General features: G+C 59.5%; 20 protein-coding genes, 1 tRNA gene and 2 pseudogenes. 11 read left to right on the top strand and 12 right to left on the bottom strand.

Features of this window, described 5'->3' with window-relative positions:
• The first annotated feature begins 88 nt into the window (after positions 1-88).
• Positions 89-1,117, top strand: a complete 1,029-nt coding sequence (locus tag ABID12_RS20020; RefSeq protein WP_354435827.1) for an AraC family transcriptional regulator ligand-binding domain-containing protein — start codon at positions 89-91, stop codon at positions 1,115-1,117.
• Between the two features lie 41 nt (positions 1,118-1,158).
• Here ABID12_RS20020 and ABID12_RS20015 read toward each other — a convergent pair whose 3' ends face one another.
• From ABID12_RS20015 to ABID12_RS19995, 5 genes are all read right to left on the bottom strand, one after another.
• Positions 1,159-1,437, bottom strand: a complete 279-nt coding sequence (locus tag ABID12_RS20015) for a LysR substrate-binding domain-containing protein (protein WP_494337879.1) — start codon at positions 1,435-1,437, stop codon at positions 1,159-1,161.
• A 426-nt stretch (positions 1,438-1,863) separates the two neighbouring features.
• Positions 1,864-2,652, bottom strand: coding sequence for an ABC transporter ATP-binding protein (locus tag ABID12_RS20010; RefSeq protein WP_354435826.1), 789 nt, complete (start codon positions 2,650-2,652; stop codon positions 1,864-1,866).
• Between the two features lie 8 nt (positions 2,653-2,660).
• Positions 2,661-3,716 (bottom strand): FecCD family ABC transporter permease, encoded by a 1,056-nt coding sequence (locus tag ABID12_RS20005; protein WP_354435825.1) that lies wholly within the window; start codon positions 3,714-3,716, stop codon positions 2,661-2,663.
• Positions 3,713-4,762, bottom strand: coding sequence for a FecCD family ABC transporter permease (locus ABID12_RS20000; RefSeq protein WP_354435824.1), 1,050 nt, complete (start codon positions 4,760-4,762; stop codon positions 3,713-3,715). Before ABID12_RS20000 ends, ABID12_RS20005 begins: the two co-directional genes overlap by 4 nt.
• Positions 4,749-5,660, bottom strand: a complete 912-nt coding sequence (locus tag ABID12_RS19995) for an ABC transporter substrate-binding protein (protein ID WP_354435823.1) — start codon at positions 5,658-5,660, stop codon at positions 4,749-4,751. The genes ABID12_RS20000 and ABID12_RS19995 overlap by 14 nt, the downstream gene beginning before the upstream one ends.
• 195 nt (positions 5,661-5,855) lie before the next feature.
• Between ABID12_RS19995 and ABID12_RS19990 the strand changes: the two genes are divergently transcribed.
• From ABID12_RS19990 to ABID12_RS19975, 4 genes and pseudogenes are all read left to right on the top strand, one after another.
• Positions 5,856-6,713, top strand: a complete 858-nt coding sequence (locus ABID12_RS19990) for a sucrase ferredoxin (protein ID WP_354435822.1) — start codon at positions 5,856-5,858, stop codon at positions 6,711-6,713.
• 113 nt (positions 6,714-6,826) lie between these two features.
• Positions 6,827-7,099: pseudogene (locus ABID12_RS19985) on the top strand (type II toxin-antitoxin system RelE/ParE family toxin); the annotation flags it as partial.
• Complete coding sequence (locus tag ABID12_RS19980; RefSeq protein ID WP_354435821.1) at positions 7,089-7,412, top strand: helix-turn-helix domain-containing protein; 324 nt, start codon at positions 7,089-7,091, stop codon at positions 7,410-7,412. The pseudogene ABID12_RS19985 and the gene ABID12_RS19980, both read left to right, overlap by 11 nt.
• A gap of 45 nt (positions 7,413-7,457) precedes the next feature.
• Positions 7,458-8,288 carry a protein NO VEIN domain-containing protein gene (locus ABID12_RS19975; RefSeq protein ID WP_354435820.1) on the top strand — a complete coding sequence of 277 codons (831 nt, stop codon included), beginning with the start codon at positions 7,458-7,460 and terminating at the stop codon, positions 8,286-8,288.
• Positions 8,289-8,354: 66 nt separating this feature from the next.
• Here the strand turns inward: ABID12_RS19975 and scpB are convergent, their stop codons facing one another.
• The 3 genes from scpB to ABID12_RS19960 all read right to left on the bottom strand — a co-directional run bounded on the left by scpB (position 8,355) and on the right by ABID12_RS19960 (position 10,456).
• A complete protein-coding gene (scpB, locus tag ABID12_RS19970; protein WP_354435819.1) occupies positions 8,355-9,041 on the bottom strand; it encodes an SMC-Scp complex subunit ScpB in 687 nt (228 codons plus the stop codon).
• Between the two features lie 2 nt (positions 9,042-9,043).
• Positions 9,044-9,994, bottom strand: a complete 951-nt coding sequence (locus ABID12_RS19965; protein WP_435528270.1) for a DUF1403 family protein — start codon at positions 9,992-9,994, stop codon at positions 9,044-9,046.
• Positions 9,995-10,243: 249 nt separating this feature from the next.
• Positions 10,244-10,456 (bottom strand): helix-turn-helix domain-containing protein, encoded by a 213-nt coding sequence (locus ABID12_RS19960; RefSeq protein WP_354435817.1) that lies wholly within the window; start codon positions 10,454-10,456, stop codon positions 10,244-10,246.
• Between the two features lie 102 nt (positions 10,457-10,558).
• Between ABID12_RS19960 and ABID12_RS19955 the strand changes: the two genes are divergently transcribed.
• Entirely contained in the window at positions 10,559-12,289 is a 1,731-nt protein-coding gene (locus ABID12_RS19955; protein WP_354435816.1) for an Ivy family c-type lysozyme inhibitor, read from the top strand.
• Positions 12,290-12,354: 65 nt separating this feature from the next.
• Positions 12,355-12,972 carry a hypothetical protein gene (locus ABID12_RS19950; RefSeq protein WP_354435815.1) on the top strand — a complete coding sequence of 206 codons (618 nt, stop codon included), beginning with the start codon at positions 12,355-12,357 and terminating at the stop codon, positions 12,970-12,972.
• 62 nt (positions 12,973-13,034) lie between these two features.
• On the opposite strand, the gene ABID12_RS19945 is transcribed toward ABID12_RS19950, so the two are convergent.
• Positions 13,035-13,193, bottom strand: coding sequence for a ribbon-helix-helix protein, CopG family (locus ABID12_RS19945; protein WP_144409676.1), 159 nt, complete (start codon positions 13,191-13,193; stop codon positions 13,035-13,037).
• Positions 13,194-13,391: 198 nt separating this feature from the next.
• The gene (locus ABID12_RS19940) at positions 13,392-13,919 is read right to left on the bottom strand and encodes a hypothetical protein (protein WP_354435814.1); all 528 of its coding nucleotides are present in this window, start codon (positions 13,917-13,919) and stop codon (positions 13,392-13,394) included.
• A 166-nt stretch (positions 13,920-14,085) separates the two neighbouring features.
• On the opposite strand from ABID12_RS19940, the gene ABID12_RS19935 reads away from it, so the two are divergent.
• From ABID12_RS19935 to ABID12_RS19920, 4 genes and pseudogenes are all read left to right on the top strand, one after another.
• On the top strand, positions 14,086-15,129 hold the full coding sequence (locus ABID12_RS19935; RefSeq protein ID WP_354435813.1) for a GIY-YIG nuclease family protein: 1,044 nt from the start codon (positions 14,086-14,088) through the stop codon (positions 15,127-15,129).
• A gap of 329 nt (positions 15,130-15,458) precedes the next feature.
• Complete coding sequence (locus tag ABID12_RS19930; RefSeq protein WP_354435812.1) at positions 15,459-17,711, top strand: AAA family ATPase; 2,253 nt, start codon at positions 15,459-15,461, stop codon at positions 17,709-17,711.
• A gap of 400 nt (positions 17,712-18,111) precedes the next feature.
• On the top strand, positions 18,112-19,527 hold the full coding sequence (locus ABID12_RS19925; RefSeq protein ID WP_354435811.1) for a hypothetical protein: 1,416 nt from the start codon (positions 18,112-18,114) through the stop codon (positions 19,525-19,527).
• A 567-nt stretch (positions 19,528-20,094) separates the two neighbouring features.
• Positions 20,095-21,177 (top strand): annotated as a pseudogene (locus ABID12_RS19920) (recombinase family protein); the annotation flags it as partial.
• Positions 21,178-21,276: 99 nt separating this feature from the next.
• On the opposite strand, the gene ABID12_RS19915 reads toward ABID12_RS19920, so the two are convergent.
• Both ABID12_RS19915 and ABID12_RS19910 read right to left on the bottom strand, forming a co-directional pair.
• Positions 21,277-21,651: a hypothetical protein gene (locus tag ABID12_RS19915; RefSeq protein ID WP_354435810.1), complete on the bottom strand. Its 375-nt coding sequence runs from the start codon at positions 21,649-21,651 to the stop codon at positions 21,277-21,279.
• A gap of 85 nt (positions 21,652-21,736) precedes the next feature.
• A tRNA-Met gene (locus tag ABID12_RS19910) sits at positions 21,737-21,813 on the bottom strand.
• Positions 21,814-21,831 lie beyond the last annotated feature (18 nt).

Below are 21,831 nucleotides of genomic sequence, written 5' to 3'. Positions count from 1 at the left end.
TAAAAGCGGAACCTTGACCGCCGCACCCGCATTCAGGTCTATTAGAATCAAAAAATATTAGCCTGCCATTTCACGACAGAGTTCCGTTATGCCTCGATTGGAAACTTCAATCGCGATGACCTCGGTTCGGGGTATCGGCCCGCTTCCCGCGCTGATCGACAGACGCGAAGGCCGTTATGCGGCCGATCATGTTTTTTCCGAAGTGGGCCTGCCAGTCGATGTGGCGCGGGAAGCCGACCGGATGTTGCCGCTCAATAGCCTGATCGCGCTTTACGAGGCCGCCGCCGCTATGACCGGCGATCCGCTGTTCGGACTGAAGGCGGGACAGGAAATGATCGACGACTATGGCACCTGGGTCGACTATTCGCGCACGGCCCCCACACTGCGCGCATGTCTGGCGCGTGCTTCTAAGGCAATAGAATACCATCAGACCGGCACTGAGCTGGCGCTGTCGACCAACGGTGGGCAGACGCTTTATTCCTATCGCATCTTTGGAAAGCGACCTGCCGATCGTCTGCAGCATCTGCAACACACGATCCCCGCCTTGCTCAAGACGTTTCAGGTTTATACCGGCGACGACTGGAGGCCGGACTGGATCGAACTGGATGTCGACTATGATCAACGCGTCGAGGAAGTTGCGAAAATGCTCCGTGTCCCGATCCGCCATGGCAGTGCGGCCATGTCGTTCGCCTTCTCTCCGGCACTTCTTGATCGGCCGCAGCAGTGCCAGAATGCAAGCGCGTCTCTAATCCGGCGCCATCATTTGAAATACATGGTGACAAAAGGTCCGCCCAGAACGTTTTCGTCACTCGTGCGCGAGACGATCCATATCGATCTTTTAGTAGGTGCAGCGCAAATCGATACAGTGGCATATCGTCTTGGTCTTGGACCAAGAACCCTGCAGCGCAGGTTGCGGGCAGAATCCAGCACCTATCGGCAGCTTGTTACCGAAGTGCGGATAGAGCGGGCCAAGGCGCTGCTCGTCAACACTGACATGCCGGTGACCGAGATCGCCCATCTACTCGGATATAGCGATTCCACACACCTGACGCGCGCATTTTCGCAGCGCGTGGGCTTGCCCCCCAGCACCTTCCGAAAAAGGTCCGTCATCGAATGAAAGCTCGAGGACGCGACACGGTACCTGCAAACGTAAGGTTTTTATGTCATCGGATCGGATGATCGAGCTTCGGCAAGAAGCCAGTTCGCGAACACCTGCACCGGCCCCTCACTCAAACGGATCGGCTCTGGCAGGACGAGGCAAAAGGTCTTGGAGATCGACCGGCCGTCAGGCCAGGGCGCGACGAGACGGCCTTCGGCCAACTCGGTCTCGATATAGAGGCGTGGCACCAGGGCAACGCCGAGACCGGCCAGCGCGGCTTCGATCTGCATAGCATGAAGATCGTAACGGGTACCAACTGCGGGATTGGTGAGTACGATCCCGGTTTCCTGCGCATAGCTTTGCCAGGCATCCGGGCTTTATCGCCGATGAAGGCGCGGAAGGTCATTCAAGGATACTGCGTCTTCGCTTCGCCCCAGAAGCGCCGGATGGCAACACCGCTGCCGGAAAGGCAGGCCAACCTCCATGCCGAACGTCACGATATACATTCCCGCCGACAGGGTACAGCAGGAAGAAGCCCTTGCAATACTCACAGAACAATGCTCCGACCTTTGCATCGGAATTCTTCGGGCCGCGTTGGAGAATGTGCATATCGTTTATGGGGTCAGAACAAGAGCAGGCAACCGCGGGCATTTCAGGGGAGGAGGGCAGCGCCCATCAAACCCTTGGATTGCACATCATTCCGCTCACAGGTGCTCATCGCATACCTCGGTTTGGCGAAATCCGAGCCGCATGAAACAAGGGGACTATCTCCCGCGCATGTCATGGGGCACCACCATAGGGTTTCCCGTCACGGGATCGGGAAGGACATCGGCGCGCAGGCCGAAGACCTCATGGACAGTTTCCGCAGTGATCACGTCGTCGGGTGCGCCTGCGGCAATTATCTTTCCTGCCTTCATCGCGACGATATGGCTGGCATAGCGCGCCGCGTGGTTGAGGTCGTGCAACACCGCAACCACGGTGCGCCCCGACACATTCAGGGCATGCAACAGATTCAGCACCTCGATCTGGTGCGTGATGTCCAGATAGGTGGTCGGTTCATCAAGCAGGATGACCGGCGTGTCCTGTGCGAGAACCATCGCGATCCAGACCCTTTGGCGCTGTCCGCCAGAGAGGTGTTCGACGCGCCGTTCGGCCAGATCGCCGACATTGGTCAGGGCCATCGCCTCGGCCACCGCGCGGGCATCACCTGTCGACCATTGCCGCAGCAGGCGCTGGTGGACATAGCGGCCACGGGCGACCAGCTCGGACACGATGATGCCTTCGGGGGCGATCGCTGTCTGCGGCAGAAGCCCTAGCCGCCGCGCGATGTCACGCGGGACCATGCGCGCAATATCCTTGCCGTCGAGGATTATCTGCCCCGTCGAAGGGGACAATAGACCGGCCATCGCCCGCAGCAGGGTGGATTTCCCGCAAGCATTGGGTCCGATAATCGTCGTGAAGGACCCCTCGGGCACATCCAAAGACAGGTTCTCGGCAATGATACGTCCGTCATAGGCCAAGGTGGCCGAGAGGCTTTGCAGGGGCGCAGGCATTCGGTTTGTCATGACACTTTTCGCGCTTCCTTGATGAGCAGCCATACCAGATACATCCCGCCCAGAACGACCGTGACCACCCCCACGGGAATGGGCACGGAGATCACATGTTGCGACGCGATATCCGAGCCCAGAAGCAGCACCGCGCCGACAAGCGCCGTGGCCACCATCGGCACCTCGGCGGTTCGGGCCAGACGGCGGCTGATTTGCGGGGCAGAAAGGGCGATGAAGGCGATGGGGCCGGCCACGGCGGTCACAGCGCTGACCAATCCCACCGCGATGGCGATGGCCGCAATCCGCGCGCGCCTGACATGCGCCCCCGACGCGGCCGCCGCATCATCGCCCAGAGACAATTGCCGCAAGGGACCGGAGAGTGCCGGCACACAACACATCAGGATCAGGATGACGATCCCTGTGGGCCAGAGGACCGCAGAGGACATGCCATTCAGGGTTCCCGCCCCCCAGGCTGTGGCCATCAGCGCCACATCCACATCGACCCGCAACAACAGCCATGTGTTGGCCGAGGCCAGCATGGCCGAAACGCCGATGCCGATGATGATGAAGCGGAACCCCTGCAATCCGTCGCGCAGGGCCAGAAGATAGATTACTGCCGCTGCCAGGAGTCCGCCCGACAGCGCCCCCCCTGTCAGCAGGTGCCATTGCGGCCCCAAGAACAACAGCGCCAGGATCATTCCCGTATAGGATCCGTTGGCCAAGCCCATGATGTCGGGGCTGGCCAGCGGGTTGCGGGTCATGGTCTGGAAGATGGCCCCGGACACTGCCAGCGCCGCGCCGAAGACAAGAGCTGCCAGCGCGCGCGGCAGCCGCCATTCAAGGACGACGGTGCGGATCAGCGGCTCTGCCTGTCCCGACAGGACATCGCGTAGATCCGCAGATGTGATCGGGAAATCCCCCAGAACCAGCGCCAAAAGGAAAGACAGCAAGGCGATGAGCGCGGCGCCGATCGCCACAGCTCCGGCACGGCGGTCCACCAGCACATTATGGCGCGCGGTGCCCAGCACATGCACTGCGGGAGACGGTCCCTGTTGCAAACGCCCGCTCATAATCCGGTGGCCTTCGCCCGCCGCACAAGGCCGATCAGGACCGGCGCGCCGACAAAGGCGGTGACGACGCCGACGGGCATCTCGCTGGGCAGGACCGCAATCCGTCCGATGATGTCAGACAGCAGCAGAAGGCACGGCCCGAACAGTACCGACCCGAGCAGGATCTTCCGCTGGTCCACGCCGACGCACCAGCGCACGACATGGGGAACGACGAGCCCGACAAACACCATCGGTCCGGCAATCGCGGTTGCGCTGCCCGCCAGAAGCGTGACTGAAGCCAGAACCATGATCTGCGTGCGCCCGACATCTACACCCTGCGCGCGGGCCACATCGGTGCCAAGGCTGAGGGCGTTCAGTCTGGGCGCGATCACGGCCGCCAGCCCCAGCCCGATCAAAAGGAAGGGCGCGATGGGGACCAGAACGGTGAAATCGCGTTCCAGCAGGCTGCCCGCGCTCCATCCGCGCATGCGCTCGAACGCATCGGGATTGGTCAAGGTCATGCCCGTGGTCAGTCCTGACAGAACGGCACCCAACGCCACTCCCGCCATGGTCAGGCGCACGGGGCCCGCCGCAGGGCCGCCTCCCGCCCCGATGGTATAGACGATCGCGGTCAGGGCGAAAGCGCCGGCGCAGGCCCACCAGACATATGCCGCGGGCGAGGAAATGGCGAAGAACACCACGCCGATCGCCACAAAGAAGGCCGCCCCTGCGTTGACCCCCAGAAGGCCGGTATCGGCCAGAGGATTGCGCGTGAAAGACTGCACCAAGGCGCCCGCCACGCCAAGGGCGGCGCCCACCATGATGCCCGCCACGCTGCGCGGAATGCGCTGGGTCCACAGGACGAAATCGGCCTCGGTCGAGCCATTCCCGTGCAGTGACTCCCAGATCGCCCGAGGCGGCAAGGGATTGGCCCCCACCAGCATGGACAGGGACAGGATCACGACAAGCAAAACCAGTGTGACCACCATCATCTGGCAAAAGCGGGAGGAAGCGGGCGGCTTGCCCCCCGATTTGTCTTGCGCCGTCACCATCTTACTCAGCAGCAAGTGCCTTCTCTATATCGTCGAGCACGGCCATGCCGCCGACCGAACCAACGCCCGACACCCAATAGCCCATTTGCACGGCAAAGAGGTTGGGGAAGGATTCCGCATTGGCCTGTATCGAGGGTGGAATGGCATTGGGATCCTCGGGCTGTGTGGAGGAGACGAAGACGTAATCGGCGGTGGCCCCCAGCACATTCTCGGGCGAGATATCCGACGAAATGGCATCGTCCCAGTCGCGCTCCGGAATGGTGAAGCCCACGCACTCGAGTGTCGCGCCCGCGAAAGAGGTGGGGGCATAGATGCTCAGCACGGTGTCGCGCGGGCGGATGAACTGGGCGGTCTTGCCTTCGACGCTGTAGCGATCCTTGATCTCGGCGCAGCGGGCGTCGTAGGTTGCAAGCAGCTCGTCAGCACCGGTCGTCGAGCCAAGGGCGCGCGCCGTGAAATCGACATTGTCACGCCACGGATCGGTCTGCGCGGCCATGAAGACGGTGGGGGCGATGGCGCTGAGCTGGTCATAGAGGGCGGAGAAGCGCAGTTCCGTTCCGATGATCAGATCGGGGCGCAGCGCCGCAATCGCTTCGAGGTTCAGTTCGGTGAACGTGCCGACCACAGCGATATCGGCGGCAGCCTCCCCCAGATAGGCCGGAATTCCCGCAGCCGTATTGACGACCGGCGAGCCTACGGGAACGATGCCCAAGGCGATTGCGGTATCGAGCTGGACAGGTTCCAGGACCACAACCCGCTGCGGGGTCGAGGGAACTTCGGTTTCGCCGCGCGCATGGGTCATGACATGGGTCTGCGCCTGGGCAAGACCGGCAAATGCCGTAGCTCCGACCATGGCCGCAGACGTGACTGCCGTCACGAGTAGGGCGCGCAACACACCAGTGTAAAAGAGCATTCTTTATCCTTTCTCAAAGCAGCAATCGGGCACACCCCAAAATGATGGAAGACCGCTCAGTTCTGGACGGGGATGTCATGGCCCGTGAGTACATCCATCGACCTCGCCCTGTAAAGGTGACAAATTTAGTCAGGTTGACTTCGGCAGGACTTGCATTCATGAAGACCGCAAGGATATTTCCAATCGACCGACCTGATGCGCCCGTTTTGCACCGATCACGCCCGCACTTGCGGTGAACCGCTCGCCGGCACGGCCGCTCTGGCCGAGCGGCACCTGTTCCTGCGCTGGCCCAAGGGCAAATGGCGGCGCCCGCGTCTGGACGCCGTCGGGTTGGACGACGCTCTGCGGAGCGCCCTGAAAGCCGCTTCGGGCGAGGGTCGCTATGTCGGTCTGGTGGATGGGGCCGTTCTGGAACTGATCTCCTTTCCCGATGCGACCCGCGTGATCGCGCGCGACCAGCGCCATGCGACGGAGCTTGTCGAGCGCTGGCACAGCGGAGCCGGTCTGCACGGAGAGAAGATCCCTCGCACCATCCTGTGCTGCACCGACGCCAAGACCGACGCCTGCTGCGCGCGCTACGGTTTCCCGCTCTTCAAGGCGCTGAGCGCCGCGGCTCCGGCATTCGGCATCGACATCCTGCAATGCACCCATATCGGCGGCTGCCATCTCGCCCCTTCGGTCATCGTCATGCCTGACCGCCAGCGATACGGAAGGCTGGCACCGGATATGGTGCCGGAGTTTCTGGCCACCGTCGAGCGCGGGCATATCTATCTGCCTTGCTACAGCGGCAACCCCGCCCTGACGGAACTGGAACAGACCGCCGAAGCGGCGGTGCGCCACCACCTGAAGGCCAGCGCGAACCACACGCCTGTGACGATCGAAAGCATTGAGATGCATGACGAGACACGGGCCTCGGTCGCGCTGCGGTTCGGGAACCAGAAGATGCATGTCGAAGCGCAGCGCCGGACATTCCCGATCTACAACAATTGCCGGAATATGGACGACCCGCCGAAAGACAAGCAACGATGGGTCTGCGAACTGATCCAAACCTAGGCATCGGACCGGCGTCGATGGAGACGTCGCCTTGGGGACATGAAGGCCCTGTCCCCGGCTGAGGCAAAGTCACGCGTAGAAACTCGGCGCTCGGCGGTACCGAAGGCGTTGAAACGACCGATCAAGCCCGCGCGAATGTGGATCTCGGTGGTGGCGTCTTCAAGAAGCGGCTCAACGAAAACATGCATCGGTCCATTGTTCTGGCAAAGGCCGGTGAGTTCTGGGTGTTCGCCTATCTCTTCCCCAAGAGGGACCGGGCAAACATCAATGACGACGAGCTTGCGGCATTCCGGAAGCTCGCAGAGCTTTACCGCCGAAAGACGATTGCCGACCTCGAGGCGGAACTCGGGATCGGCGCCCTGCTGGAGATAGATCATGGCGACTAAGCGCAGGTTCAAGAGCGATGCCTTCAAGGCGATCCACAGTGTAGTCGAAGGCATGGCAGCAGCCGGGACCATCGACAAGGAAACAATGCGGATCTTCGATGAGGACTGCCTTGTAGTCCCGCAAGAACTGACGCCTGACGCGATCAAGGCTCTGCGCGAACACAACCATGTCAGCCAGCCGGTCTTCGCGCGTTATCTCAACACGAGCCCGTCGACGGTGCAGAAATGGGAAACCGGCGCCAAACGCCCGAGCGGGCCGGCGCTCAAGCTCCTGTCGCTGGTACAGAAGCATGGGCTGCAGATGCTCAGCTGACGGGTTTCCCGTGACAAAGCAATTTTGCCATCATAGCCTGACGTCATGAACGCTGAGCATTGGTCCGATCCAGAAAACGACGCGATCGTCGCCGTCTACTTCGACATGCTGCAGGAGGAGCTGGCCGGTCGCGCCTATAACAAGGCGATGAACAACCGACGCCTGCAGCAGTCTCTTGGCCGGTCCAAAGGCTCGATTGAGTTCAAGAACAGCAACATCTCGGCCACGCTGATCGGCTTCGGGCTGCCCTACATCGGCGGCTACCAACCCCGCTTCAATTTTCAGATGGCGCTGGCGGAGGCCGTTTCGCGATGGCTTGTCAGAAACCCGTCGTTCGAGACTGCAAGCGCGGCCGAATTGCCTTCGGGTTTCGCGGAAGCCCCACCCCTGTTTTTCGGCGTACCGCCGACGATGAAGAATGCACCGCCTCCGGCCGAACTGTCACAGATCGAGGCGATCGCGCGCAGATTTGACGTGGCGGGAAGGGATGAGCGAAACCGCTCGCTTGGCAAAGCTGGCGAAGAGCGCGTTTTCCATCACGAACGCGCCCATCTTGCGGCCTCGGGTCGAAGAGATCTGGCGGCGAAGGTCCGCTGGGTCTCCCAGGAGGATGGTGATGGCGCAGGCTATGATATTGCCAGTTTCGCACCCGATGGATTGCCACGACTGATCGAGGTGAAAACGACGAATGGATGGGAGCGCACGCCTTTCTATATCTCGCGAAACGAGCTGGCGGTCGCAGAGGCCCGTCGCCATGAATGGAGCCTGGTGCGTCTGTTCGACTTTTCCCGGAATGCGCGCGCATTCGAGCTCCGGCCGCCACTCGAAACCCATGTTTCGCTGATGGCGACCCAGTTTCAGGCTGCCTTCAACTGAAGGCGGGTTCGAAATGGCAGTTACTCTGAAGGATAAAGGCGTCGCCAGAGCCCTGCGGCAGCAGCCCTATTCCTCCTCGCCCTCCACCACGGCCGCCATCGCCTCCTCCTGCACAGCCTGACGGCTCAGCAACCCCGCTTCTTCCATCGCCTCGATATCGGGCAGGTCGCGCAATGTCTGCATGCCGAAGGCGGAGAGGAATTGCTTGGTGGTGACATACGTATAGGGCGCGCCGGGGGTCGGGCTGCGGGGACCGGAGGCGATGAGGCCGGCGCTGCGCAGCGACGCGATGGTGTCGCGGCTGACCGTGCGGCCGAAAATATCCGACAGGGCGCTGCGGGTGACGGGCTGGAAATAGCCGATGGCCATCAGGACCATGGACTCGAATTCCGAGAGCGCTGCGGCGGGCGCGCGGGTCGGCGCGGCCGAGGCGCGAATGGCCTCGGAAAAACGGGGCCGCGTGCGATGCTGCCAGCCGCCGGCGACCGCGACCAGCTCATAAGGACGGTCACGCAGTTCCTCGCGCAGATCGTCGATCAACAGGTCGAGGCTGCAGTCCGTGCCGACGACCCGTGCCAGAACATCACGCGTCACCGGCTCGGACGAAGCGAAGATCACCGCTTCGACCCTCAGCATCCATTCGCGCCAGCGCAGCGCCGGCGGCATATCCGCCAGTTCCCGGTCGAACAGGCCTTCGCCGCCCTCGCCTTTTTTCGGCTGTCGTTTGCCGCGCGTGGAACCGGAACCCGTCATCGTCACAACCCGTAAATTCTGAAAGAAGACCGCCCGGAGAGTTCGCGCACGGCGCCGAACCCTTCCAGCCGCTCGAACAGGCGCGCCGAGGCCCAGCGCGACAGATCCGTACCGGAGGCGGACACGGCGTCTTCCTCCAGCAGTTTTCGAAAAACGGCATCGGCACCTTTGGTCCTGATCTTTGGCGCCGCGGCCAGAAGCGTTGCCGCCCGCCGGGAAATGTCACGCGCCGAAGACAAGGCGTGTCCGGCCGCCGACACCACAGCCAGGCAGACGGCCCGGTCAAAACCGGCATCGCCGCTGCCCACGCGTCCCCTACCCACGCCGACCCGAAACGCACTGGCATAGCGCTCGGCCAGAAGCAGCGGCACGGGCCGGCTCCAGCCCAGCATCGCCGCCATCAGCATGTCGGCCAGCGCAAAGGCCAATGGTTCGTCTTCGCCAGCATCGTGGCAGATGGCCGTGATCAAAGCGGCGGCGGCAAACGGCGCGGGTCTTCCCGACTGCAGTGCGGCATCCGCATGCCCTGCAATAACGGCAAGCCGGTCATCCGGAACGGCCAGACCGAAATGGTCGGCAAGAACAGCAATAGCGTCCGCCGACAGGGCGGGACGACGCATGGCCATTCTGCGATAGCCGAGAAACACGCGGCCGGCAGGCCCAGCGTCATCGTCAACGGACCGCAGCAACACGGCATCCCGCAGGCCTCGCTCATCCTCCCTGCGCCCCATCAGCCGCAGCGCCGTTGCCGCACATTTCAGCGCCTGACGAGAGCGCCAGCAGCCGGCCCAAACGGAATCGGACCGCACAAGATCATCCAGCATTTTCAAGGCGATACCTGCGGAAAAGGCAGCATCCGCCTCCGTCGTTTCAAGTGCTTGCGGCAAAGCCCAGCCCGGCAACCGGGCGGGTTCCGTCAAGGTTGATCCATGTGTTTCAGCGCGCGAATCCATGCAGGCAAGGCTACATCATATGCGCGGTTTAATCTAGAATTTTCGACATAAACCGCACAGCTTGTCTTTTTGATAAAATGATTGATAATGTTGTATTATCAAAGATTTATCCCATAAGTGTGGTCTTCCTATGATGCGATGAAGCCACCAGATTGCCGGCTTCCCGGATCCATGAAACAATATCTGACATCCACCATCGCATGGACGTTCAGAACCGCTTAGGGCGCGTTCTCCGATTGAACTCCGAGATCAGTCCGTCGGCCGCAAAAGCCTCCACACCTCAGTTTCCAGTACCACCGCAAGCCGATCCGCGACATCGATGCTTACGGCGTAACGGCATCGTTCAAGGGCGCCGACATAGGTCCTGTCGATGCCCGCCCGATGCGCAAGCTCCTCTTGGGAGAGACCCTTGGCCTTACGGGCTGCTTTTAGATTTTGCGCGAAGATTTTCCGGATTTCCATGATCCGGATCATCGATGGGTTGATGAGTATATAGCCACGGAGTATACTCATCTTTATGTAATTTGATCCCAGATAGCAGAGCATCCTGACATGACCCATTCCATGCGACTTCCATCCCTCATTATCGCTGGCATGCTGGCGTTTCTGTCTTTGCCGGCGCAGGCAGAAACCATCGAGTTCCCCGAAGATGATTTCTGGCGGGCTCTGACGCAGTCGTTTGCCGGTGACGGGCCGGATTTTGAGGTGCTGGCGAAACGGACGCCGGAATACAGGGCTGCGGATGAGTTCTCCCGGGATGGGGTGCTGGCCGAGCAGGTGGCGCGGCTTGAGGCACGGCATTCGCCGATCGGGCCCGAGACGGAGGTGGTGATCCGGGCATCCGTCAGGCTTGGGGATTATGACGCGGCGCGCGGCGGATTTCCGGTAAGCCTGTTTGCACCGGGCACCTATCTGCGGGTCGGGGGCGGACTGCGGTTCTCCAACGGCAGCGACTACGCGATCCTGCCGGCAACGCCGGAAGAAGGACGCGCTATCAGGGAACGGGAGGCGTCATCTTCCCTGAACTCGGCGATCCTGCGCGCGGGCGACTTCCGTCGCGATCCGGGACATGCCAACGGGCTGCTCGCCACGCTCTACCAGTTCGACTATGTCGATGGCGATGGCGGTATCATTGCCAGCATGGCTCATGCCCCGGGAACGCCGGCGCTTGATGACGTGGCGGTCGAGGCGCTGGTCCAGAAAACACAGACAGACATTCTTGCCGCTGCATCCCTGCCGCCGATCGGATCGGACTGGAGCGCTGTCCGGGATGCATTGACGGCCGGCTACGGTTTCGCGGTGAGCGATAACGGCGCCTACGATGATGGCCGGTTCCGTATGGTCGGAGGCCGGATCCAAGAAGAAGATTTGGATGAAGCTGCGCAATTCCGCGTCGGCTTCGGCAATGATGGCGATATGGTCGCCGGGATATTCGCCAATCAGGATTTCATGGCGCGGGCGCGTCTGCCCCTCGGCGAGATCGACACCAATCCGACAGGAAGAGGGCTTGACTGCGGCACACCGCATCTCGCGGATGCCTGCGGAGTTCTCATCTTCGACAGGATCGAGGATGAATGGAAACTGACGCGCGCCGAAGGCGTTGTCGACCTGCCCGGGGCAGATCATGTCGCCGCCATCGAGGCGATGCTCGGCGACAATGTCGATGCCTTTCTGCGCTCGGATGTCGAGATTGCCTATCATCCGGAATGGCTGCGGGGCGATACGGGCGGGCAGCATTTCTCGTCCGGACACGCAGTCGCGGCGCGCTACATCCTCGGCGATGACATGGGAGGATCGCCGGAATATATCCGCCCGACCGATCCCTGGCAGGGCGGTACCATCAACCATGAGATCACGCTTTATGCGGTCGATGGCGCCGAGGACCGTACGCCGCTGATCTTCACGCTTGCGCCGCGGGACTTAGCGGTCCCGGCTCATGCTTCCGCCGACCTTGCCGGCCACCGCATCCTGCCCGGCGATATGGAAGGTCTGACGGCCTACGAGATCTTTGAGGATGACAGGTTCCTCCCGGCAATCAAGGCTGTCATCGGCAATGCCGATATCGAAGCGCTGCAGCGAGCATCGGCAGTCAGCGCAGGCGGTTTCGAAGAGAAGGACGGCTGGTATGTCCATGGCGGATGCCGGGCGCATGTCTGCAGCAGCGAATTCACATCCGTCGCGGTGCAGGCATCCGACGGATCGGTGGTGATCGCTCATTCGGTGGACGGCACACCGCATGTCTATGGCGCCGATGCCGACAGCCTCCCTCCGGTCTTTGCCCGGCACGGGCTTTGACCTCTCACTTCATTCCGATTTCCATACTCGGTCGGTCCGCTGCCGGCATCTTCAAGGAGTCTCCCATGACAAACGCGGCAACGTTCGATCGCGGTTTCCAGATCGAGGAGCAAGGCGAGGGCCTTCTCATCACCGGCACGGGCGCCGGGCTTTCGATCGGGCGAATGATCCTGATGTTCGTCCCGCTGTCGTTCCTGGCAATGCCTACCGCCTTCTATCTGGTAAACGGCCCGCTTGGATTCCTGCCGGAGAACGCCGGCTATCCGTTGGGTGTGCTCATCAACGTGGCGGTGCTGTGGGGGATCAACAGACTGAAAAGCGCGCGATTCGCATTCCGTCTGCTGCCATCCGGATTGCAGCGGGAGGGCAAACTCTATCCCTACCGGGAGATCGGCGAGATCTTCATCGACAATCCGCACATGAAGGGGCAGACATTCGCATCGGGCGGCATTGTGCCGGGCTTTGTCGTGGCGGGGAGCGGGCCTGCCGGCATGACCGCCGCACTGTCGATGGTCACGGCCGCCGACACGACCTCCCGGATCATTGGGCTTGGCGCGCGCATGGGGGCATCGATCAACTACCGGATCAACATGCGACACGGAAACCGAATCGTCCGGCTGGCGACGTCGCTTGACGAGAATACCGCCCTGTCGTTGTTCGGGTTTCTGACGCAGGATGCATGAGCATCAACCCGCTGGAACAACCCGAACGACATATAAAAGCCGATAAATGTGGTCGCGGGACACTACCGGCCCCTGTCAAAATAGTCCTGTAATATCCGGCGGACCATTTCCGGTCTGGTCGGTATGTCCTCTTCCTCGCGACGGCGGTCGTCAATCGCCTTCAGCAGTTCCTGAGAAACACGAAGCGTGAGGGGAATATTGTCTTTTCTGGGAGGCGCCATCGCTTTTTCACCTTTTGATGTTGACATCAGAGTCGCGTAATGGCATAAAAAACGAGCGCTGGCAAGGCTGCAACCTCGACCAGCGCTCTGACCACTCAAACCTGCCTAGAGGTTATCATGGCTATTCACGCTCCTATCACGCCGCATGCGGCGGATGAAGACTTATACTCTCCATCAACACTCACCAGCTCTCCGATTTCACTGCTTTTTGCGGCCATGCTGTTGCGTCTTGAGGTTTTCATTGAAACCGAGCACGAGATCGACGGCGTCGCCCGGGTCTTTGATCCCGCGTGCGCTGCCTGGCTGCATGACGCGGAAAACGCACTGGACCGGCTGACCGATACGGTTGCCGCCCTGCAGCTTCTGCCGAAGTTTTGCGAGGGTGATGGCGTGTTGCTGCATTTCACGGGGATCCTGTCCGGGCTCATCAGTGCGCAAACCGCGAATGAAGCGGCAATTGCGCGCGTCAAGGCGATCTGCCTGCCCGACCTGCTGCAGTTTACCGCAACGACATCCGAGGGACACCGGGCATTCCGGCTCGTGCAGCAAGGCACGTGCCTGGTCGAGGCGCTGCAGACACTGGCGCTGTTCCGGGAAGCCCATGCTGCCGGAAACGAGCCTTCCCTGAATACGGAACCAACGTTTTCCGGATAGCCGCGCTTCATAGACGGCACAGGCCTGTCGGTTTTCCTGATCCTGACACCGCTTTCCTTTGGCGGCACGCATTCCGGCTTCCGCCATGCGTGCCGGGCTTATCCCGTCGCGCCCTTCCGGCCACCCAGCATTGCCGGTTGGAAGTGGCGACCGCGACTATTCCATCAAGAGATCAAGCATCGCACCGGGTCGGCCCGGTGTGCACTCCCCTTTCATCCTGCGTTCAGGAGGAACAATCATGTCAAAAAGACAAGGTCGCCAGTCATATGGCAAACGCAATTCATCGTCCAGCCACTCCCGGCGACGCCTGCACATCCCGCATCGATCACGGCATGTGCCGGACAGCGAGTGGCGGCACACCTATCCCGGTCCGGTTCCGCCGCAATGGCAGGACATCGCTGCAGCCAAGGGTTTTTCAATTGTCGGCCGCGTCCGTGATCGTAGCCACGTTGTGCTTCGATGCCGAGAATGCGGCGCTGATACGGTCCAGAAAGCTTATGTGCTGCGCACAGCCCAACCCATTTGCGGCGGTTGCCTTGAGACCCGCCGTTTGCAGGATGCCGCCAAATGCGGTTTCACACTGCTCGAGCGCGACGAGATGCACCACAAATATGGACATTACCGACTACCATGCGGCCATGCCGCGCGCTTGCAATTCGGCCGGGTCGAGCGACTTGCGCGCGAGGGAAAGGCCGCCGGCAGAGCGGGCTTCCACTGCCCGACCTGCTACGCAGCCAGACTGAGTTCGGATGCTGCCGCTCGGGGATGGACACTGCTTGGACCAGATCCGGACGCAAATCCGAACTACCGCTCATATAGACATGATAGCTGCGGTCACACCCAGAGGATCGCTATCGCCAACATCATCACCGGTCGCGCCGGATGCGAGCAATGCGGCACATGCTGGTCCGCAGCACCGAGCGAGATCTATGTTCTCGCTTTCGAAGTTCCACACAAGGGCAGCTTCATCAAACTTGGCTATTCGCGCGATCCGGAAAGCCGCTTGCGCTATCAGTTGGGCATTCCGGGTTCCGTTGAGGCCAGTTTCCTGTATCGGTTTCCCATGCGGACCGGCCATATCGCCCAGAAAACGGAAAAGGCCCTGCACGGCAAACTGAAGCAGCGCTTTCCGGATTGGGTGGTACCGGCAAGCGAGCTTTCCGGATGGGTCAACGTCGTGAGCGAGATCTATCGTCCGCGCATCCTGACTGAAATCCAACGTCTGCTGAAAACGGAAATCGAACGAAACCGTTCATCCGGACCTTCCGGGAAGTCAGAATAGGACACGAATGCGTTCCGGCCTCCTCAAGGCCAACGCGGAAAAGCTTGCGTTCCCGATCAGCATCCACGCGGATCCGGAAGATCACAGAAACCGGGACCAAGAAGAAGCCGTGAGGCATCCGTTCCGGAATGACTGAAATTCCGGGTCAGCGCAGAACCCGGAATGAAAAGCTCAAGGCCTTGTTCCGGGTCCGAGACAACGAAACGGAAAAACCGTCACCCCGAAACGGACCGTGTCCGAAGCCGCCCGTCATGTGCACGATAACCGCGCATCATCGTCGGGCGCACACCGTTTAGCTGAAGCACTCCCCCTTTAAAAAGGAGATTTCCATGTTTCCATCAACAAAGAACACAGACTGGCAGCTCTATGCCGCAACGCTCATCGAGCGCCTCAAAAAGAATCCGGACCTGAAACTCTTTGAAGGCAAATATCCCGGACCACTCCGAGGTGGACGGCAAAAGGAGGAGGCGAAATCCCCTTCGTTCATCGCCGCGTTGAACGCCATCGAGGAAAAGGCATTTGCCCCACTACACTTCGATGGCGAAGACCACGCCGATGATCTATTTGTCGACGACGAAGCACCGAGCAATCATGCGCTCCCATCGCGCGCACTGTCACTTGCAATCCGGCTTGCCCAGACATTTGGGGATGACGCTTCTTTTGACCAGAAGTGCCTTGGCCAGGGCAAGTTGGCGGTCCTAACGTGCACGGATCCTATTGATATCGACACTCTTTACCGGTTGATTGCGGTGACGCTGATCCCGTCCAACTGCCCAGTGACAATCGAACCGTCTCATTTCACCGGGTTTAATTACGAACTCATCCTCCTTTTTCCAAAGAATGAAGACGGCAAGATTTCAGACTTCAATTTCCGTCAGTTCACCAGCAACATCTACGCGGCTCTGGAGCAACAGACACCTTGCCTAATCATCTTGCCGACTGCATTGACACTGCCCGGCGACCTGCTTGAGCTTCTACCTGCCCCCATCGCTGTTTCGCCGCTTTTTCGTGAGGGAATGGCGATCCATCTCAGGGAAAGTCACGGCATCCAGAATGACGACATGGGCGAAGTCGAAGCGCAGCTTCCCGACGACAAGGAGATGGCATCCCTGCCATTCAGGTCGATCGCGGTTGCTCTGCGAAACCCGACAGCAAGGGGCGTGGCCGCAGCGTTGAAATCGAGAACCGAACCTCGAAAATCAAAAAGCCCAACACTGGAGGAATTCAGTGGTTCGTCCCCTGCCCTGATGGCCGCCAGATCCATGGTCGCTGACCTGATGCTTTGGCGAGACGGCAAGTGCAGTTGGGATGATATGACTCGATCCGTTCTGCTTTACGGCCCTCCAGGCACCGGGAAGAGCCATCTTGCGAGAGCCATGGGCAATAGCGCCGGCGTTTCGTTCATTCAAAGCAGCCTCGCAGAATGGCAAGCGGCTGGACACCTTGGCCACTTCCTGGCCGCCATGCAGCAAACTTTTGCTGAAGCGAGAAGCAAATCACCGGCAGTTCTCTTCATCGACGAAGTCGACTCCGCGGGGTCCCGTTTCGACACTGACGATCACGGAAGGAGCTACAGAAGGCAGGTAATCAACGGCGTTCTCGAGCAAATCGACCTGATCATGCGGCATGAGGGCGTGTTGTTGGTCGGCGCCTGCAACGACCCCTCCGCGCTTGATCCGGCGATCCTTAGAGCTGGCCGGTTCGACCTCAAACTGGAAGTCCCGCGTCCCGGCATTGCCGAACTTATCGGCATGCTCAAGCGCGCTGTACCTGATGCTGGCAGTGAAGATCAACTTGAACCGCTCGCACGTCAGGCTGTCGGCCTAACGGCCGCTGAGATCGATGCGGCTATCAGGCAGGCGCGATCCACAGCACGAGGTGCCGGGCGTACATTCACTCTGAATGATGTCAGAGCCACTCTGAATATCAGCACAAAGACATTTCCAGCACTTGATCAACGTGTCGCTCTCCATGAGGTGGGACATGCCATCGTCGCGGTGGCTCTGCAGCTTGGAGAGGTTTCTCGCATCGCTATTACACCCCAAGGCGGCGAGACCTACAAGTTGATTCAGAAGAATGAGGGCTTGCTGTCAGATATCCAGGCGGAGATGACATTTCTCCTGGCGGGGCGCGCCGCCGAGCAACTCATGCTCGCAGATGTGTCCGCCGGCTCAGGCGGCCCCTCGGGTTCAGACCTCGCGATCGCGACAAATCTGGCTTTGAAGATCGATACCAGCACCGGGCTTGGTGCGGCCGGTCCGGTCTGGCGCAGTGAAACTGCCACCCTCATGCTCCACGACGACTATCAGATGCAGCGCGTAAGGCGCCGGTTGGAAGATGCGCAGATGACCGCCGAAAAGATCCTCGAACGCAATCGAAGACTACTGGAGGATATGGCCAAAGTCTTGGTAAGCAAGCGAGAACTCAGTGGTCGTCAGCTCGAAGACCTTCTGGGTCGTGTCGAGCCAGAGCGCGGGGAAGGAACCACCTTGCGCGGTCAGCGCGAACTGAACAACGGTGGGTTCATCAGTAAATCAGATGGCATTGGCGATGGAGACGGATTCCGCAGTATTACAAAATAACATTGCTCTTCACTGACAGAGGTCGCCAAAATGAACGGCGTGTGCGTTGGGCGTCGAGCGCACCGAGGCGTTATGATCGACTGGCGGCACGTCTGACTGCCAATCGATCACTTCGGTGACTGGAAAGAAAGAAGACATTTCTGCCGCGCGCCCGCATCCCGCTTTCGGGGCGACAAAACGGCCGTTCCGGGTCCCTGCTCCACCTTGAAGGGAATATAGGGCTGGCCCCAGTCACCGAACATACCTCTCAAATTCTCCCGGAAAATGTCTCCCGAAAAACTATCGACAGTCTGTCAATGTAGATAGTTTTACGTCGACCAAAAAGTCAGTCATCCCGTTTTCGATTTTCACAACCGGCCCGTATTCTGTTCAGAGGATAGGAATACAGGTCAGGTGCAGCATGAGCTACCAGTTTATTCATATACAGACATACGGTGACAGCGCTCGAAGCGTGGGGCAGAACGAAAACCACGTAAACACTGCACAACAGGTGTTCGGCGAGGCGATGCGTCTGCCGGATTACTCGCTGCACGTCGACAACCCGCTTCCAGCACATTGCGTGGGTGGTACACACACAGTGGAGGAACTCGCTCGGAGACGGAGCGAACTACTCCTGTCAATCCGCGAAGAGGTTGTGTCCAAGACACGGAAAACGTATGAGCGCCGCCTGAGGAAGGATGCTCAAACTCTCTATACGGAAATTCACTCTCACCCTATGAAGTGCTCGGTGCTCCAGGAAAACTACGAGCAAAATCGGGTTATAATTAACCAATGGCTTACACTATTGCTTAAGGACTTCGAAAACCGTATGCCGTCTGGTATCGAATGGAGCGCAGTCCTGCACCGTGACGAAGAGTATGTCCACGCACACATCTTGGCCATCAATGCAGGCGACCCGAAGCTCAATGCGGCCAGCCTGCATTGCGGCAAGAATGCAGCATCCAGGTATCGCGCAGCACACGGCACTTCCTCGGCGATCCCACCGCTTCCAAAGCCAGAGCTTCTGCCGCGCTCGCGCAGACCACGAAAACCAAAGCTGGCCAGAAAACAGCAAACGCGAGTCCGAAATCAACGGAAGTACGAGACTGCCATCTTTGAATGGGAGCAAGCCTGCACTCGAATCCATCAGGAAAACCAGAAACGGCTCCGGCTGTGGCACCAAGAAAATAGTGCCCATCTTCGCGAAGCGAGAAAGCACCGCACGCACGTACCAGAAATGAAGGCTTACGACGATGCTATGCGTGCTCTTCAGGACCACTATCACGATGCTGTTGGAAAGCCCTGCGGACTATTGCGCGACGGGCCGCGCAAAGAGAGACTTTCGACCGTCGAACATGCCACCCGCAAGCGACAAGCCGCGAAACTTGCAAAGGATATCAAGAACGTCAAACACATGCGGCGAGAAACGGCGGCAGAGGCTCAAAACATCGCGGACAAGACCAAGACGTTCGTAAAGAACCTTGAAGCACGGGAAGCGCGGCTTTTGCTTCGTGAAGAGGAAATCGTGCGGCGAGAGAAGAACTTAACCGGCAGGGTCTCAGCATTTGATAAGCTTGAGGTTGCTATGGAGGAGACGCTGTTTGCAGCGGAACGGGGCGAGATATTTTTCTCCCCAAGGGGCTTCCAAATCTCGAATCCGAATATCACCGAAAAACTCAAGAAATTCCTGAATCCAGACCTCCGGACAACTCCTGAAAGAAAATTTTTCGCACGGTTTCTGAAGCTGATCAGAAGAACGGGTGCCAGCTCAGCAGGTCCCTCCCGTATCTTGACCGAAAAGACGCCTGCGGAAGACTTGGGCAGGCCTAGTTTTTAGTCCGTAAGCGTTGCATCGAGCCCCTGAGAATTGGGCTATCGAAGCCAAATCGCCAGATGGTAATTTCTCCCTACCTATGAAATCAGGAGGGAAGAATGGCGTCAGTGGACATCTGGGGCTTCAAGGTCGGGCTCTCGACCGATGGCAGAAAGATCTGGCCGCAGTCGATAAAGCGTGAAGGCGTTTCAACGCAAACGACATGCGTTCGCGTTATAAGGGAAATCTTTCATAAGATTTCTCTTAGTTATCAACATTTTACGCATTTTTGCGTGTTATTTGGACTGGATAACATTTTCGCACACCGGGTAAAGTGCTCCCATCAACCACAGCGGAGGCAAGGCCTCCACCGGACTGGAGCACTCGGGGCCTATGGCGCGAGAACGGACGAGGCATGCCAAAATCAGGAACAAGGCAGCGGGTGCCACCCGTGCTTTGCGTGTTGACAATGCGACTGCTCCTTCAGACCATAAAGAAGACTTCTACAATTTCATCCGCGCTCTCGCTCGTGATCAGGCACGCAAGGACCATGATCGCGATCCGGGGTGAGAGGCTATCCGGAGACCAGCGATGTCCAGTCCCATCCGCGCTGTCATATACGCCCGTTACTCGACCGACCTTCAGCGGGACGCCTCGATTGATGACCAGATTCGCGCGTGCCATGACTATGCAACGCGTCAGGGTCTCGATGTAGTCGAGACATATTCCGACCGCGCAACGTCCGGCGCGAGCCTGATGCGCAGCGGAATCCAGAAGCTGATGCGCGATTCCCAGTCGCGGCAGTTCGATGTCGTGATCACGCACGCCCTCGATCGTCTGTCACGCAATCAGGCCGACATCGCAAGCCTATATCAAAAACTTCAATTTGCCGGGGTGATGATCGAGACGATCTCGGAAGGCAGCATCGATGAGATGCATATCGGCTTAAAAGGCACGATGAATGCGCTCTATCTCAAGGATCTTGGCAAAAAGACACGCGAAGGGCTTCGCGGCCGTGCATCGGCGGGCAAATCCGCCGGCGGCAAGACCTATGGATATGATGTTGTTGCCAAACGCGATCAGACGGGCGAGCCCGTTCATGGAGAACGCGCGATCAATCAGAGCGAAGCGGCCATTGTCCGACGTATTTTCCGCGACTATGCGAATGGCATCTCGCCGAAGAAGATTGCCGAAGCGCTGAATCGCGAACAGGTTCCAGCACCCCGCGGAAAGCACTGGGGCGCCTCGACAATCCATGGAAACCGGGAACGAGGCACCGGCGTTCTCAACAATGAACTCTATATCGGTAGGCTTGTCTGGAACCGCCTCACCTATATCAAGGATCCCGAGACGGGAAAGAGAGTGTCGCGTCCAAACAGACAAGAGGATCTGACCATCACCGAAGTCCCCGATCTCCGCATCGTCGATCAGGGCGTCTGGGAGGCAGCCAAAGCCCGGCAAGGCGCGCTCAAATCGAAGGGAACAGGGACTGCCGTCTGGGACCGGCGTCGTCCTCGCACGTTGTTTTCCGGTCTGATGCGTTGCGGTTGCTGCGGCAGCGGTTTTTCCAAAATACAGAAAGATGCTTTCGGATGCTCCGCCGCGCGCAACAAGGGCAACGCCGTCTGTACCAACATGCTCACCATAAAGCAGCGAGATCTCGAGGACCGTGTTCTTGAAGCGCTCACCAACAATCTGATGGAGCCGGAAGCTGTCAGGATTTTCTGCGAAGAATATACCGCGGAACGGAACCGGCTTGCCAATTCAGCGGCATCAGATCGCAAAACCAAGGAAGCAGAGCTGGCCAGGGTCAAGAACGACCACGCCAAACTGGTTGATGCGATTGTCGCGGGCGTGCCAGCCGATCAGATCAAGGACCGCATGAACGACCTCGATCGCCGCCGCAAGGCCCTTGAATACGAGCTCGCATCCATCGAGGCGCCGGAGCCGGTCCTGTTCCACCCGTCGATGGCGGCACGCTATCGCGAGCAGGTTACAACGCTCATCGCTGGCTTGAGCGAAGCTGATCGGATGCTCGGCTCGAAGGAAGCGCTTCGCGATCTGATCGAGAAGATTGTCCTGACACCATCGGCAGACGGCGCCGGTCTCGATATCGACCTCTATGGTGCGATTGCGGGGCTGCTGCATCTCGCAATGGGTCATTCGGCAACAAACGACAAAAAGGCTTCACCCGTTGAGAGTGAAACCTTTGATATAGTTGATAAAACAGTTTTGGTTGCGGGGGCAGGATTTGAACCTGCGGCCTTCAGGTTATGAGCCTGACGAGCTACCGGGCTGCTCCACCCCGCGTTATATTTTTGAGGCAAC

Source organism: Martelella mangrovi (genome assembly GCF_040545495.1).
In the GTDB taxonomy this organism is placed as follows: Bacteria; Pseudomonadota; Alphaproteobacteria; order Rhizobiales; family Rhizobiaceae; genus Martelella; species Martelella mangrovi.
The sequence above is the reverse complement of the archived record's forward strand: the minus strand, read 5'-3'. Positions and strand labels throughout refer to the sequence as shown.